Origin of the sequence: Pseudomonas sp. R5-89-07 (assembly GCF_003851685.1) — a bacterium.
In the GTDB taxonomy this organism is placed as follows: Bacteria; Pseudomonadota; Gammaproteobacteria; order Pseudomonadales; family Pseudomonadaceae; genus Aquipseudomonas.
The window spans coordinates 5,919,828-5,933,387 of sequence record NZ_CP027727.1; the positions used below are offsets into that span (position 1 = coordinate 5,919,828).

Consider the following 13,560-nt stretch of genomic DNA (forward strand, 5'->3'; position numbering starts at 1 on the left):
CTGGGCAATAGTGGGCGTTAGACGCCGCAAAGGCGCCAGTGTTGCACGGCAAATAAAATAGCGACATTCACGATGGAACATGGTCTGTTAGGCACTGGATTGCCTGGAGTGATGTCGTTCATGGATTTTTTTGGCCCGCACCTGCTCGCCTACTTCATTGCCACGCTGCATTTTCTCGGGAGCCTCGCCGCCATCCATGCGGTACTGACCGTCAGGACCGCCCAAGGCTCGATTGCCTGGGCGCTGTCGCTGATGTTCATGCCTTATCTCACGCTGATTCCCTACCTGATTTTTGGCCGCAGCACCTTCGATGCCTACATTCAGGCGCGGCGCCAGGCCAACCAGGAAATGCACACGGCAATCGCCGAATTGAATTGGCGCCCCTGGGTCGAGGAAGCGCTGGCCGCGCGCAACTCCAGTGCCTACGCCTCGTTGCGCGCCATGCCCAAACTGGGCCGCATGCCCTGCCTGGCCAACAACCAGGTACAGTTGCTGATCAATGGCGATGCCACCTTCAGCGCCATCTTCGAAGCCATCCGCAACGCGAAAACCGCGGTGCTGTTCCAGTTCTTCATCATTCATGACGACGAGCTCGGCCGCCAACTGCACAGGTTGCTCAGCGCAAAAGCGGCCGAAGGCGTGGACATCTACGTGCTCTACGACCGCATCGGCAGCCACGCCCTGCCCCATCACTACGTGCAATCGTTGCGCGACACCGGGGTCAAGGTCAAAGCCTTCGCCACCCGCAGCGGCTGGCTGAACCGTTTCCAGGTCAACTTCCGCAACCACCGCAAGATCGTGGTGGTGGACGGCATCACCGGGTTTGTCGGCGGGCATAACGTAGGTGATGAGTACCTCGGCAAAAAGCCGCCCTTGGCGCCGTGGCGCGACACCCACGTGCAGGTCAGCGGCCCGGTGGTCGCGTGCTTACAGGAGTCGTTCGCCGAGGACTGGTTCTGGGCCGCGCGGGAATTGCCGCCGCTGATCCTGCCGGACGCTTATCCGGAAGATGGCGTGCTCTGCCAGTTGCTCGCCAGCGGCCCGGCGGATCCGTATGAAACCTGCTCGCTGTTTTTTGTCGAGGCCATTCATGCCGCGACCGAACGCGTATGGATCACCAGCCCGTATTTCATCCCCGACGAAGCGGTGTTCGCCGCCCTGCGCCTGGCTGTCTTGCGCGGCGTGGATGTGCGTGTGCTGCTGCCCTCGCGACCGGACCACCGCATCGTGTATGCCGCCTCCAGCCTCTACGCGATCGAAGCAGTACGCGCCGGCGTGCGGGTGTTCCGCTACATGCCCGGGTTTGTGCATCAAAAGGTGGTGTTGGTGGACAGCGAAATCAGCGCCATCGGCAGCGCCAACATGGACAACCGTTCATTCCGGCTGAATTTTGAAGTGATGTTGCTGACGGTCGACGAGGCCTTTGCCAAACAGGTGGAGCAGATGCTGCTGGACGACTTCGCCCTGGCCCATGAAGTGAGCCAGGAAGAAAGCCGTGAAACCCGGCGCCTGCAGCAACTGGGCATGCGCGTGGCGCGCTTGATCTCGCCGATTCTCTAACAGGCGCCAAGCCCTGGCTTCACTGTAGGAGCGAGCTTGCTCGCGAAAAACGTCCAGGCAACGCGTTCACCCTGAATAAACTCGCAGCCCAGAGTTCTTCGCGAGCAAGCTCGCTCCTACAAAAAGCAGGGCGAGCCTCCTCTCTCATCAAGCGGTTTCAGCGGTACAGATCTTCCCGCGTCCACGGCAGTTCATGGCTGCCATCGGCATGGGGTTTCACCGCCAGGATCTGGTGCAGGTTGATCCAGCCCCGCGCAAAGGCGTAGGCGCACCCTGCCAGGTACAGCCGCCAGATACGCAACGCATGCTCCGGCACCATTTTCGCCGCCGCTTCGAGGTTGTCCTCCAGCCGCTCGCTCCAATGGTCCAGCGTACGGGCGTAGTGCAGGCGCAAGCTTTCGACATCCACCACTTCCAGTCCGACTTCGCTGATTTCGGCCGTCATCATCGCCAGGTGCGGCAGCTCGCCGTTGGGGAAAACATAGCGCTCAATAAAATCCCCGGCGCCACGGCCCACGGGACGGCCATCGGTGTGTTTGGCGGTGATGCCATGGTTCATCACCAAGCCGCCTTCACGTACTGCGCCGTTAAGAATCTGACAGTATTGCGCCAGATTGGCGTGGCCAACGTGCTCGAACATGCCCACGCTCACCACTTTGTCGAAACGACCGTCCTGAGGCAGGTCGCGGTAGTCGAGCAGTTGCAGGTCGACCTGATCCTCCAGGCCTTCGGCTTTCACCCGCTCCTGGGCCAGGGCCAGTTGTTCCTTGCTCAAGGTAATCCCGAACACCTTGACCCCGAATTCCCGCGCCGCAAACCGCGCAAGCCCGCCCCACCCGCATCCCACATCGAGCAGATACTCACCCGGCTGCAGCCGCAATTTGCGACACAGATGGCGAAATTTGTCTTGTTGGGCCTGGTCGATGGACTCGCTGCCGGTTTCGAAATAACCGCAGGAGTACGCCATGTCCTGGTCCAGCCATAGCTGGTAGAACTCGTTGGACAGGTCGTAATGGTAGGAAATGGCCGCCGCGTCGGTCGCCTTGTCGTGGATCGAGCGCACCGGACGAGGGCCATCGTCGTCGTCGATCAAGGCGTGACTTAACTCGTCACATACCCTGATCACCTCGGCGATAGAGCCTTCCAGCTCCAGTTTGCCCTCGACGAAGGCTTCGCCCAGTGAATCGAGCGTGGGATGGGTCAGCTGTGTGACGACCGTAGGGTCCTTCACCACGATGGTCACACTGGGCTCGGGGCCCAGGTTGAATTCATGGCCGTCCCAGAGTCGAAGACGCAGCGGTAGCTGAAGATTCTGTAAGGCCGGTGGAAGTTGCGCGAGCATGAGTAGTCCCCCCTTGTTTCAGACGTCTGCTGTGAGGGTAGACCATCCAAAATAAAGTAGGAAGCTATCGATTAAATAACTGCCCGCTAAGAAGCCCGACGCTCGAGCAACCCGTCCTGGATCCACTGTTTCAACCACGTGGCCGCTTGCAGTGGTGCCCCCTCTCCATAAGTGACTGCCAACTCGATGCACAGTTCTGAAAAGTTCCAGCCAGTGGTGATCATGCCTGTCAGCGCGTGGGCTTCAGCAGGTTCCAGACTGCGGTAATGACACAGGTTCTGATGGCGCCACACCAGGCAGACCTGCGCCGGGTCCAGCGCCTGACTGCCGGGAAAGTCTGATTCATCCTTGTGGGCCCGCCAGATATTCACCGTATTGAAACGGCACGCCAAGTAATGGACGGAAGGCACCAGCGATACGCGTAATCCCGGCCAATCCTCAGGCGCCAGTTGCGCCATGTGATCGAGGCTCAGCGGCTCGCCCGCAGGCGCATCGAATGCCAGGGTGAACGCCCACTCCAACTGCGCCAGTTCCGCCAGCGGGGCACTTTGGTCGGCCACCAGATACTCAAGGATAAAGGCGGCGAAACGTTCACCCAGCCAACGCAGGCTGTAATGCTGCGAGGGATAACGACGAATGTACGCCTGGCTCAGCGCGGCAAATTCCTCGTCCCCCAACCAGTACCGGATGGCGCCGAAGTCATGCCGCAGCACTTCCTGCAGTCGGGACAGGTAGGCGTTGTGATAAATCGCCAGGCCCGTGTCCACATTCAGCGTCGGGCCGCCGAGCAAGGTGTCGGTAAAGCCACGGTTGGCGGCGCAGTTTTCCGACAACAGCTGCGCCTCGAAGGCCAGTTGCCAATCGATCAGACGCATGACGCTCTCCTCGCCAAAGCCGTGGCCCCCAATTCGCGGGCCTTGCCCAGTTCGGCCAGCAGTTCTTCGAATGGCGGAAAATGGTCGTCGCGCTCCAGCAGCGTCGACACCGGCCCCACCCGCTCCAAAGTGCGCTGATAGAGCGCCCACACTGGATCGCACACCGGGTGATCGTGGGTATCGACCACGTAGTCGCCATAGTCCATATGCCCCGCCAGATGCAGCTGGCGAATGCTCTCAGGCGGCAGGTTCTGGATAAACGTCCAGGCATCAAAGCCATGATTGCGCGAGCTGACGTACACATTGTTCACGTCCAGCAGCAATTGACATCCGGTCAGATGTGCCAGGGCGCTGAGAAACTGCCACTCGGTGAACTCATCGGCCCTGGAGCGCACATAGCTGGAGACATTTTCCAGCACCAGCGGCCGTTGCAACACGTCTTGCACCTGCCGTACACGAGCGGCCACGTGGTACAGGCTTTCTTCGGTGTACGGCAGGGGCAGCAGGTCATGCAGCTGGTGTGCGCTGCCACGGCTCCAGCACAGATGATCGGAAACCCACGCCGGCTGGATGCGCTCGGCAAGCTGTTGGATCTGTTTGAGGTAGTCGGTATCGATGGCGTGGGGCCCGCCAATCGACAGGGACACGCCGTGCATCACCAGGGGATAGCGTTCGGCTATCGCGTCCAGGTAGTACAAGGCTTTGCCGCCCTGCACCAGGTAGTTTTCGGAGATCACTTCGAACCAATCCACCGCAGGGGATTGCGCGAGGATCTGCTCGTAGTATTCGTTGCGTAGTCCCAGGCCGTAACCCAGGGAAGGGAAAGAACTGGCCATCATGCGCTCCTGGAAAGTGTCCGCAGCAGCGGGGCCGCTGCGGTTGCACTCGCGTGTCGGTTACTCGCCGACTTTGCCACCGGCCTTGGCGCACTCAGCCTTGCTCATGGCCTTGAAGCCGTGGCCTTTGCACACCGCCTGGCCTTTGCAGGCATTTTCAGCGGTCTTGCAATCGTTCATGCCTTTGCAGGAGGTTACGCCGTAGCAATGAACCGGAGCGTCGGCGGCCTGTACCTGGGTGGTGACGCCGGCGAACATGGAAGCAGCAGCGATAGCCAGGGCAGCACCGGAAACGGCGTTTTTGATATTCATTGTGTAGTCCTCAACGGTCAGTGGTGGTGTCGGTCTGAACGGATTGTCCAGTCTCGACACACCACTAGAGTGAGGTGCCCTTTTAGCGTTACAGCCCTGTACAAAGATTTCCGAAAATTATTCGTCAAGCTTCAACAGCGGCTCCTGAAAGCGCAGCAACCGCCCGGCATTACCGAGCACCAGCAAGGTACTGAGGTTGTGCAACACCGCAGCGATCATGGCGCCGGCCGCGCCCAGCCAGCCGAAAGCGGCGAACACCACGATAGCCAGCGTCCAGCCCAGGCCGATGATCACGTTGACCTGCAAGGTGTGCCGGCACTGGCGACTCAGGCGCACGCAGGTGCCCAGGCGGCGCAGGTCGCTGCCGATCAGCACCACGTCTGCCGAGGCCAGGGCGATATCGGCACCGCCCGCGCCCATTGCCACGCCGACCACCCCGGCTTTGAGCGCCAGGGAGTCGTTGATCCCGTCCCCTACCACCATTGGCCGGAAACCGCTGCCGATCTCCCCCAGCACACGGTTGAGTTTGTCTTCCGGCAGCGCTTGGGCCTGGACTTCAGCGATGCCCACGTTCACGGCCAGGCTGTCGGCCACGCTCTGGCGGTCGCCGGTGAGCAGCAGTTGGCGGCCCAGCCCCAGGTCGCGCAATTCTTGCAGGGCCTGGCGAGCTTCCGGTTTGACGCTATCGGCCAACAGCAGCCAGGCCAGGAACTGTCCGTTCAGCGCCAGCCCGGCAATCGGGCCGTCGTGGTGCGGAACGGCAGCCGTGACGATACCCAGTTGCCCGAACAGTTCGGGGCGACCCAACGCCGCTTCGCCCTGTTCAGTGTGCGCCACCACACCGAGCCCCTGGCGCTCGCGGATATCGGTCAGCGCCACCCGCTGTTCCTGTGTCGCCAGCCCCGCCAGCGCACGGCTGACCGGGTGGCTGCTGGCCGAACCGAGGCTGGCCGCAAGGTTGAGCAACGCCTGGCGATCGGTAGATGCAGCTTCGATGGACTGCAAGCGCAAGGTGCCGAAGGTCAAGGTACCGGTCTTGTCGACCACCAGTGAGGTGAGGTCCGCCAGCTCTTCCAGAAACGCCGAGCTGCGGATTAGAATCCCGTGCCGTGCCGCCACCGCAATCCCGGCAATCGCCGTGGCCGGTGCCGACAACACCAACGCACACGGACACGCCGCCACCAGCACCGCAAGCATCGCCTGGGCGTCGTTGGTGACAAACCAGGTGACCGCCGCCAGTAACAGCACCAGCACCATGTAGCTGCCGGCATAGCGCTCCAGCAACCGGGTGATCGGCGGTTTGGAACGCTCGGCGTTCTGCATCAGCGCGATCACCTTGCCCAAGGTCGACTCATTGCCCGTGCGCGTTACTTCAAGGCGCAGCAGGCCGTCCAGGTTGATCGCCCCGCCAAACACCTGGACGCCCGCGCTGGCTTCCAGGGGCACCGATTCACCGGTGATCGGCGCCGTGTCCAGGCTGGCCTGGCCCGACAGCACCACGCCATCGGCAGGCACGCGGTCGCCGGCGCGCACTTCGACCACATCGCCAGTGTTCAGCGTGCTGTTATCCACTTCCACAATGCTGCCGTCGGCCTGTACCCGGCGTGCATGGCTACGAGTGAGCTTGCCCAGCGCATGGATCGCCTCCTGGGAGCCGATCACGCTGCGCTCTTCGAGCACGTGCCCGAAAATCATGATGATCGGCAGCAACGCGGCGGTGAGCAGATCGCCCGTGGCCCAGGCGCCGATCATCGCCAGCGCGATCAACTGGTCAGTGATGCCATGCAGGCTCGGGTAGCGCAGGCTGTACCAGGCCGACCGCATGACCGGCACGGCCACCAGCAGCGAGGCCACACCGAGCAGCAGTTGGCTGACCCCGCCCTGGTCCGCCGCCAGCCAACGCCACGCCAGGCCCAATAGCAGTAAGCCCAGGGCCAGCATGGCCAGGGTCAGTTGCCGGGCGGCGCTGCGCTGCTCGGCGGAAGTCAGCATGGGTGCGCTCATTGCTCGGCTCCCTGAATGATCAAACGGGAGTCGTCTTTCGGATCGACCGTGGTCACCGAGCCGGCCTGGCCCAGAATCTTCGGCAGGCGCTCACGGTACAGGCGCAGCAGCAAGCCGGGGTCGTTGACTTGCGCCAGGCTGGCGACGGTGGCGGTTTGCGCCTGGGCACTGGCCAGACGCTCGCTGGCCTGGGCATGGGCCACCTGCACCTGGCGGTCGGCCTCCTGGTTGGCGGTTTGGGTGAGTTTTTCCGCATCGGTACGCGCGTTGGCCACCGCTTTGTCGGCTTGCTGGCTGGCGGTAAGTACCGCGTTGAACGCGTTCACCGCCGGGCCCGGCAGGCTCGATTGCACATCGACCCGGGTCACTTCGATGCCCAGCCCCAGCCCACTGGCGGTCAGTTGCGCCAAGCGCTGGTTGATGCCTTGCACCAGGTCGCCGCGCAGCCGTTCGCGGCGCTCGGCGGCGCCGTTATCAGCGCCGATCAGCTCGGGGCGCGCCACCAGGATGGTGTCCAGGTCCCGCGCCGCCGTCAGTGCGACGGCACTGCGAGTCACCAGGCGGTCCAGCGCGGGCAGCACATGCTCGCCCTGCAATACAAAGGCGTAGGGCTCGGTGACCTTGTAGAACACCCGCACATCCAGCTGCACAATCCCGGCATCACCGGTCAGCAAATAACCGGAACCGGCCAGCGTGTCGCTCAAGGGGGTGGCGAAACTGGCTACACGATCAGCCTGTACCGCCGCCTCTGAACGCAACAGGTTTTCTACCCGACGCTCGATCACCCGGTCTGCCGCTGGCAGCAACACCACCTGTTCGAAAGGTTGCGGCCAGGCCAGCAGCAGCCCGGCATTCTGGAGGCGGTCAAGGGCGCCGAAGTGCAGCACCATGGCGCGGTTCTGCGGGTCGATCTGGCGCACATTGGAAAACGCCCAGGCCAACGCCGCCAATACAGTGACCGCGTACAGCGCCAGGAAGGTCAGGCGCCCGGCCTGGATCCATGGGCTGTCCGGGCTGTCACGCTCGCTCATGGTTGAACATCCTTGGGCCCATCCACCAGCGCGCGAAACGGTGCGGCATCGGTGCGCAGGATGATCTTGGTGCCCGGCGTCACCACGGTACCCAAGGTATCCAACGAGCGCAGCAGGTTGTACAGCTGTGGATTACCCGCGTAGGCACGGCCATAAATCTGCGCTGCTTCAACCCGCGACTGGGCTTCGATATCAGCGGCTTTCACGGTGGCATCGGCTTGCACGATGCGGGCATCGCGTTCGGCCGCCGAGCGGATCTGCGCCGCCTCGCGCTTGCCCACGGCGGTGCGCTCGGTGGCGATGGTTTCGCGTTCGGCGCGCATGCGGTCGACCGTGGCGGTGAGGGTCACCGAGGGCAATGTCAGCCGCTCAATGCCCACCTGGGCCACGCGTACGCCATAGGTGGCGAGCAATTGCTGGTCGATCTGCTGGCGCAGCTGGGCTTCGAAATCGGCGATGCGCACCTGGCTAGCGTCGGTGTTGATCAGGCTGGACAGGTCGAAACTGGCCGCCGTGGTTTCCAGCGCCGAGCCGACGAAGGTGCGGATCTGCCGCGCCGCTTCATCCGGCTGGTTCTGCACCGCGCGCATGAAGCGCTGCACGTTGTCGGTATCGCCCTGCACCTGCCACGCCACGTAGGCCTGCACGATGATCCGCAGGCCATCGCGTGTGCCCACATCCTGCAAACCGCTGGAGGTGGTGCGCAGGCGCAGATCAACCGGGATCGCCGCTTCAAACGGCGCCGGCCAGCGCCAGCCCAGGCCCGGTTCCAGCAGCACCCGCACCGGGTTGCCGAAGCGGGTAATCACCGTGGCCTCGCCGGAGCGCACCTGCACCAGGCTCGCCGCCGCGATGGCAAACAGCACGAGCACTACTGCCCAGGCCATGCGCCGCCAGGGAAAAGGGCTTTCGACCTGTTCGTCACCATGATGGTGATGGTGACCGTGATGATGGTGATGACCGTGATCGTGAGAATGAGCGCTCAACAGACAGACTCCTTATTGAACGGCTTTACGCGGCACCGAGGGATCGGCCGGCAAGGTAAAAGATCGCAGATCGATCGTCGGTGCGCTGTCGGCGCCCAGGCGATGATCCAGAATAAGCAGTTTGGCGTGGGCCAGGCCCTGGCTGAGTTGGCCCAGGTACTGCTCCAGCACGAAGGCGCGGCCCGCCGTGGCATAGGCTTTTTGTTCGGCAACGAACCGCAGGTTCGCCGCTTGGGCACCGGCATTCACTTCGCGCGCGGTGGCCTGGGCCTGGTCGCGGGCCGTGCTGGCTTGCAGCAACGCCTGGTTGGTTTGCTCGCTGGCCGCGCCGCGCTCGCGAGCGATCAATGCCTGGGCACCGATCTGCGCAGCTTGCACGCCGTGGTAGGCATTGGCGGCGCCGGCCGGTGGGTGGATCGCCTCGACGACCGTGGCGAGAATTTCCACACCGCTGTCGAGCTTCTGCAGGTCCGCTTGCACGCTGCGGCCAATTTCATCAGCAAGGCGGGTGCGCTGCTCGCCGAGTAATTCATCCAGGGTGCGCGAGGCAAAGTCGTGCACCAGAATCCGGCTGGCGGTGCTGCGGATCAGGGTCGGCACATCGGCGCTGTTGTAGGTGGCGGCCAGCGCGGCGTGGTCCGTCAGGCCGATGCGGTAGACGAAGCGCACGTCCATATTGACGATCTGGAAGCTCTGCTTGTCGCCGCTGCTGCTGGCGATGACCTGGGATTTGTCATTCACATGGCTGGCGTCCCACAGGCGGTTGGCGATCGAAGGCGCCGGGCCTTCGGCACTGGCCAGCGCGGTTGCGGCGCTTTCGCTGACGCTGGTCGCCAGCTCGTGCACCACGCCGTTCTCCACGTTCAACACGCGGCCCAGCGGCCAGGGCAACCCGGCGTGCAGGCCCGGGCCGAACACTTCGACCGGTTTGCCGAAACGCTCATATATCCCACGGCCCTGCAGCGGGACTTCATGCACGCCGGTCAGCGCCCAGCCGACCGCGAGCACCACCAGCAGCACCGGCAGGAACGCACGGCGCATGTAGGTAAATGCCCAGATCTGGCGCAGGTCGATGCCGAAGCGGTTGTGCAATTCATGCTGCAAAGCCTGCAAAGGTTGCGGCGGCCAACGCAGCAGGCCGGCGACAAAACTCTGCGCCATCAGGCGCGGTTCAACGCGCGGCTGGCGCGGGCTGAACAGTGACAACACGCCACGCAGCAGAAACTCCAGCGCCACCAGTGCTGGCAACAGGCCGATGAGTGTCGCCAGCCGCAGCGGCCACACCGATTGGGCGCCGGCAAACAACAGGCACACCGCACTGACCACCAGGCAAATGATTGTTACCCGGCTCAACTGCGCCAGTTGCGCGGCTTCCGGCCATTGCGCGGCCGTTTCCTGGGCCATGCGCCGCTCGAACACCAGCAACCCGAACGCCAGCGCCAACCCCAACGCCGCGCCGATGCTGGCGGATTGACCGACGGCCGCAGCAGGAAGCGCCAGGTTCCAGAATTGGACGACGCTGATAAGCGCCAGCAATGACCAACCGCACAGCCACAACACCGGCGCGCCGATCTGCTTGCCAATGCGCTCCACCAGACGCCCGTAGCGGCCCGTATCGGCCACCGGCGCTTCAATCGCCGGTTCTTCCAACACTTGGGCACGCCAATCGGCGACCCACCACGCCGATTGCAACCCGGCGACCAGCACGAACAAGGCCGACGAGCAGTTGACCAACACCACCGGCCAGATCGATTCAGGTGCAAACAGCGCCACAAATAGCGCCAGCACCCAACCGGTAATGGCCAGGGCCGTCAGGCTGATGCCGGCTTGCCGCAATCGACGGGCATGGAACAGCCCCTGCTGAAAACGCGGCAGGCCTTCAACCGAAGCGCCGTCAGCTTCTAGATCCACTTGCATCCACTCAACGCCCGCTTGTACATAATTCGTTACGATATAACACGGAGCGTGAAATTTTTGTTCGCTTTTGGCTGCAGTGCCGATCCCCTGTGGGAGGGGGCTTGCCCCCGATAGCGGTGGATCAGCCAGCACCTTTATCAACTGACCCTGCGCCATCGGGGGCAAGCCCCCTCCCACATTTGTCTTCCGGCCTGTCCTGAATTGTGACTAACCCCCTATAAACACGAGACATCACTGGTGCACGTCAGAATTAATCGGCACACTCCAGAACAGTTTTTCGCGGCTCTACGGACAAGGAAGCGTCACCCTTCATGATCTCCATTTATCAGCTCAAACCGCGCTTTCAAAACCTGCTGCGTCCCCTCGTGCAGCGCCTCTATGACAACGGCACCACTGCCAACCAGATCACCGTACTGGCCGGCGTGATTTCGGTGCTGGTGGGCCTGCTGATCGCCGCCTTCGCCCAGCACCTCTGGCTGTTTGCGCTGATCCCGCTGTGGATGATTGCGCGCATGGCGCTTAACGCCATCGACGGCATGCTCGCGCGGGAATTCGGCCAGCAATCCCGTCTGGGCGCCTACCTCAATGAATTGTGCGATGTGATCGCCGACAGCGCGCTGATTCTGCCGTTTGCGCTGATCCCCGGCGTAAGCCTGGCGCCTGTGCTGCTGGTCACCCTGCTCGCGGTGTTCAGCGAATACGCCGGCGTGCTGGGGCCGATGGTGGGTGCATCGCGCCGCTATGACGGGCCGATGGGCAAAAGCGATCGAGCCTTCGTGCTTGGGGTGCTGGCCACGGGCGTGGCGCTGGGCTGGCTCGGCGCCGGTTGGGTCGACACGGTGATGTGGCTGGTCGCCGCGCTGCTGGCGTACACCCTGGTCAACCGGGTGCGTCAGGGCCTCAAGGAACACTCAGAAACCTCACCGATTGCATAAGGATGCTTGCGATGCGCGAACAGCAACAACACAGCTTCAGCACCCATGACGGCGTCGAGCTGTTTTACCGGCACTGGCCGGCCACGACAGGCGCCGGGCCGCGCAAGGCTGTTGTGCTGTTCCACAGAGGTCATGAGCACTCAGGGCGTATCGCACACCTTGTGGATGAACTGGGCCTGCCCGACTTCGACTTCTTCGCCTGGGACGCCCGTGGCCACGGCCAGTCCCCCGGCGAGCGCGGCGACAGCCCCAGCTTTGCCACCAGCGCCCGCGACGTGCAGACCTTCCACGACCACATAGGCGCCTCCTACGCTATCGCAGAGGACAACATTGCCGTGGTCGCCCAAAGCGTCGGTGCGGTGATTGCGGCCACCTGGGTGCATGATTACGCACCGAAGATCCGTGCCCTGGTGCTCGCCTCCCCTGCCTTCAAGGTCAAGCTGTACGTGCCTTTCGCCCGCCCGGGCCTGGCACTGATGCGCAGGTTTCGCGGCAACTTTTTCGTCAACAGCTACGTCAAGGCCAAGTTCCTCAGCCATGATCCCGAGCGCGTGGCGTCCTACGACAGCGATCCGCTGATCACCAAGGCCATCTCGGTGAATGTGCTGCTGGGCCTGTACGAAGCGGCTGACCGAGTGGTCGCCGACGCCCAGGCGATTCAGGTGCCAACCCAATTGCTGATCTCCGGCTCCGACTTCGTGGTGCACCGCAAACCCCAGCAGCAGTTTTTCGACCGTCTCGGCAGCCTGAAAAAAGAGCTGCATATCCTCCCGGGTTTCTTTCACGACACCCTCGGCGAACGTGACCGCGTGCTGGCCGTCAACAGCGCCAGGCGCTTCATCCTGCAGAACTTCGAGCAGCCGCTGGACCGCGCCTCCCTGCTGGCCGCCGACAAACTAGGCGCCACCTGCGCCGAATCCGAGGCCCTCGCCGCACCGCTGCCGCGCAATTCCCTGCGCGACCTGTACTGGCGCATGACCCGTGCCAGCATGGGCCTGGGCAAGAACCTGTCGGAGGGGGTGAAACTGGGCTTCGACACCGGTTTCGATTCCGGCAGCACCCTGGATTACGTGTACCGCAATACGCCCACCGGCAAAGGCGCGCTGGGGCGGATGATCGACACCAACTACCTCAACTCGATTGGCTGGCGCGGTATCCGTCAGCGCAAGCTGAACGTCGAAGAACTGCTGCGCCTGGCCATGGCCAAATTGCGCGCGGACGAGCGCGAAGTGCGTATCGTCGATATTGCGGCCGGCCATGGCCGTTACATCCTGGAGGCGTTGCAGGGTGTGTCGCCGCTGCCGGAATCGATCCTGCTGCGCGACTACAGCGACATCAACGTGCGCGACGGTGGCGCCTTGATCCGTGAGAAAGGCTTGGGCGATATCGCCCAGTTCGTCAAAGGCGATGCGTTCGACCGGGATAACCTGGCAGCGCTGGAGCCGAAACCGACGCTGGCGGTGGTGTCCGGCCTCTATGAATTGTTTGCCGATAACGCCATGGTCGGCGGTTCGTTGGCGGGCCTGGCCGAAGCGGTGGAGCCCGGCGGTTATCTGGTCTATACCGGCCAGCCGTGGCACCCGCAGCTGGAACTGATCGCCCGCGCCTTGACCAGCCACCGCCAGGGCCAGGCCTGGGTGATGCGTCGGCGCAGCCAGGCGGAAATGGACCAGCTGGTGGAGGCGGCGGGCTTTCGCAAGATCACCCAGCGCGTGGATGAATGGGGCATTTTCACGGTGTCCCTGGCGCAGAAGATCTGAGC

General features: G+C 63.2%; 11 protein-coding genes. 3 read left to right on the forward strand and 8 right to left on the reverse strand.

Annotated features, from left to right (window positions below; genetic code table 11):
- Positions 1-120 precede the first annotated feature (120 nt).
- Complete coding sequence (cls, locus tag C4J94_RS27215; protein ID WP_124388847.1) at positions 121-1,560, forward strand: cardiolipin synthase; 1,440 nt, start codon at positions 121-123, stop codon at positions 1,558-1,560.
- 157 nt (positions 1,561-1,717) lie between these two features.
- Here the strand turns inward: cls and cfaB are convergent, their stop codons facing one another.
- The 8 genes from cfaB to hflK (C4J94_RS27255) all read right to left on the reverse strand — a co-directional run bounded on the left by cfaB (position 1,718) and on the right by hflK (C4J94_RS27255) (position 10,863).
- A complete protein-coding gene (cfaB, locus tag C4J94_RS27220) occupies positions 1,718-2,902 on the reverse strand; it encodes a C17 cyclopropane fatty acid synthase CfaB (protein ID WP_124388848.1) in 1,185 nt (394 codons plus the stop codon).
- Positions 2,903-2,988: 86 nt separating this feature from the next.
- Complete coding sequence (locus C4J94_RS27225) at positions 2,989-3,777, reverse strand: DNA-binding domain-containing protein (RefSeq protein WP_124388849.1); 789 nt, start codon at positions 3,775-3,777, stop codon at positions 2,989-2,991.
- On the reverse strand, positions 3,768-4,613 hold the full coding sequence (locus C4J94_RS27230) for a DUF692 domain-containing protein (RefSeq protein ID WP_124388850.1): 846 nt from the start codon (positions 4,611-4,613) through the stop codon (positions 3,768-3,770). Before C4J94_RS27230 ends, C4J94_RS27225 begins: the two co-directional genes overlap by 10 nt.
- A 60-nt stretch (positions 4,614-4,673) precedes the next feature.
- On the reverse strand, positions 4,674-4,925 hold the full coding sequence (locus C4J94_RS27235) for a hypothetical protein (RefSeq protein ID WP_124388851.1): 252 nt from the start codon (positions 4,923-4,925) through the stop codon (positions 4,674-4,676).
- A gap of 117 nt (positions 4,926-5,042) precedes the next feature.
- Positions 5,043-6,929, reverse strand: a complete 1,887-nt coding sequence (locus tag C4J94_RS27240; protein WP_124388852.1) for a cation-translocating P-type ATPase — start codon at positions 6,927-6,929, stop codon at positions 5,043-5,045.
- Entirely contained in the window at positions 6,926-7,960 is a 1,035-nt protein-coding gene (gene hflK / locus C4J94_RS27245) for a protease modulator HflK (RefSeq protein ID WP_124388853.1), read from the reverse strand. Before hflK (C4J94_RS27245) ends, C4J94_RS27240 begins: the two co-directional genes overlap by 4 nt.
- Complete coding sequence (hflC, locus tag C4J94_RS27250) at positions 7,957-8,949, reverse strand: protease modulator HflC (protein WP_164485633.1); 993 nt, start codon at positions 8,947-8,949, stop codon at positions 7,957-7,959. Before hflC ends, hflK (C4J94_RS27245) begins: the two co-directional genes overlap by 4 nt.
- A 9-nt stretch (positions 8,950-8,958) precedes the next feature.
- Positions 8,959-10,863, reverse strand: coding sequence for a protease modulator HflK (gene hflK, locus C4J94_RS27255; protein WP_124388855.1), 1,905 nt, complete (start codon positions 10,861-10,863; stop codon positions 8,959-8,961).
- Between the two features lie 311 nt (positions 10,864-11,174).
- On the opposite strand from hflK (C4J94_RS27255), the gene C4J94_RS27260 reads away from it, so the two are divergent.
- Together C4J94_RS27260 and C4J94_RS27265 are read left to right on the forward strand one after the other, a co-directional pair.
- Complete coding sequence (locus tag C4J94_RS27260; RefSeq protein WP_124388856.1) at positions 11,175-11,798, forward strand: CDP-alcohol phosphatidyltransferase family protein; 624 nt, start codon at positions 11,175-11,177, stop codon at positions 11,796-11,798.
- Positions 11,799-11,809: 11 nt separating this feature from the next.
- Positions 11,810-13,558, forward strand: coding sequence for a bifunctional alpha/beta hydrolase/class I SAM-dependent methyltransferase (locus tag C4J94_RS27265; RefSeq protein WP_124388857.1), 1,749 nt, complete (start codon positions 11,810-11,812; stop codon positions 13,556-13,558).
- Positions 13,559-13,560: the final 2 nt, after the last annotated feature.

What these genes read in the sequence shown, in the direction of transcription:
- cls (WP_124388847.1), top strand. Translation starts at nt 121, where the DNA reads ATGGATTTTTTTGGCCCGCACCTGCTCGCCTACTTCATTGCCACGCTG.
- cfaB (WP_124388848.1), bottom strand. Translation starts at nt 2,902, where the DNA reads ATGCTCGCGCAACTTCCACCGGCCTTACAGAATCTTCAGCTACCGCTG.
- C4J94_RS27225 (WP_124388849.1), bottom strand. Translation starts at nt 3,777, where the DNA reads ATGCGTCTGATCGATTGGCAACTGGCCTTCGAGGCGCAGCTGTTGTCG.
- C4J94_RS27230 (WP_124388850.1), bottom strand. Translation starts at nt 4,613, where the DNA reads ATGGCCAGTTCTTTCCCTTCCCTGGGTTACGGCCTGGGACTACGCAAC.
- C4J94_RS27235 (WP_124388851.1), bottom strand. Translation starts at nt 4,925, where the DNA reads ATGAATATCAAAAACGCCGTTTCCGGTGCTGCCCTGGCTATCGCTGCT.
- C4J94_RS27240 (WP_124388852.1), bottom strand. Translation starts at nt 6,929, where the DNA reads ATGAGCGCACCCATGCTGACTTCCGCCGAGCAGCGCAGCGCCGCCCGG.
- hflK (WP_124388853.1), bottom strand. Translation starts at nt 7,960, where the DNA reads ATGAGCGAGCGTGACAGCCCGGACAGCCCATGGATCCAGGCCGGGCGC.
- hflK (WP_124388855.1), bottom strand. Translation starts at nt 10,863, where the DNA reads ATGCAAGTGGATCTAGAAGCTGACGGCGCTTCGGTTGAAGGCCTGCCG.
- C4J94_RS27260 (WP_124388856.1), top strand. Translation starts at nt 11,175, where the DNA reads ATGATCTCCATTTATCAGCTCAAACCGCGCTTTCAAAACCTGCTGCGT.
- C4J94_RS27265 (WP_124388857.1), top strand. Translation starts at nt 11,810, where the DNA reads ATGCGCGAACAGCAACAACACAGCTTCAGCACCCATGACGGCGTCGAG.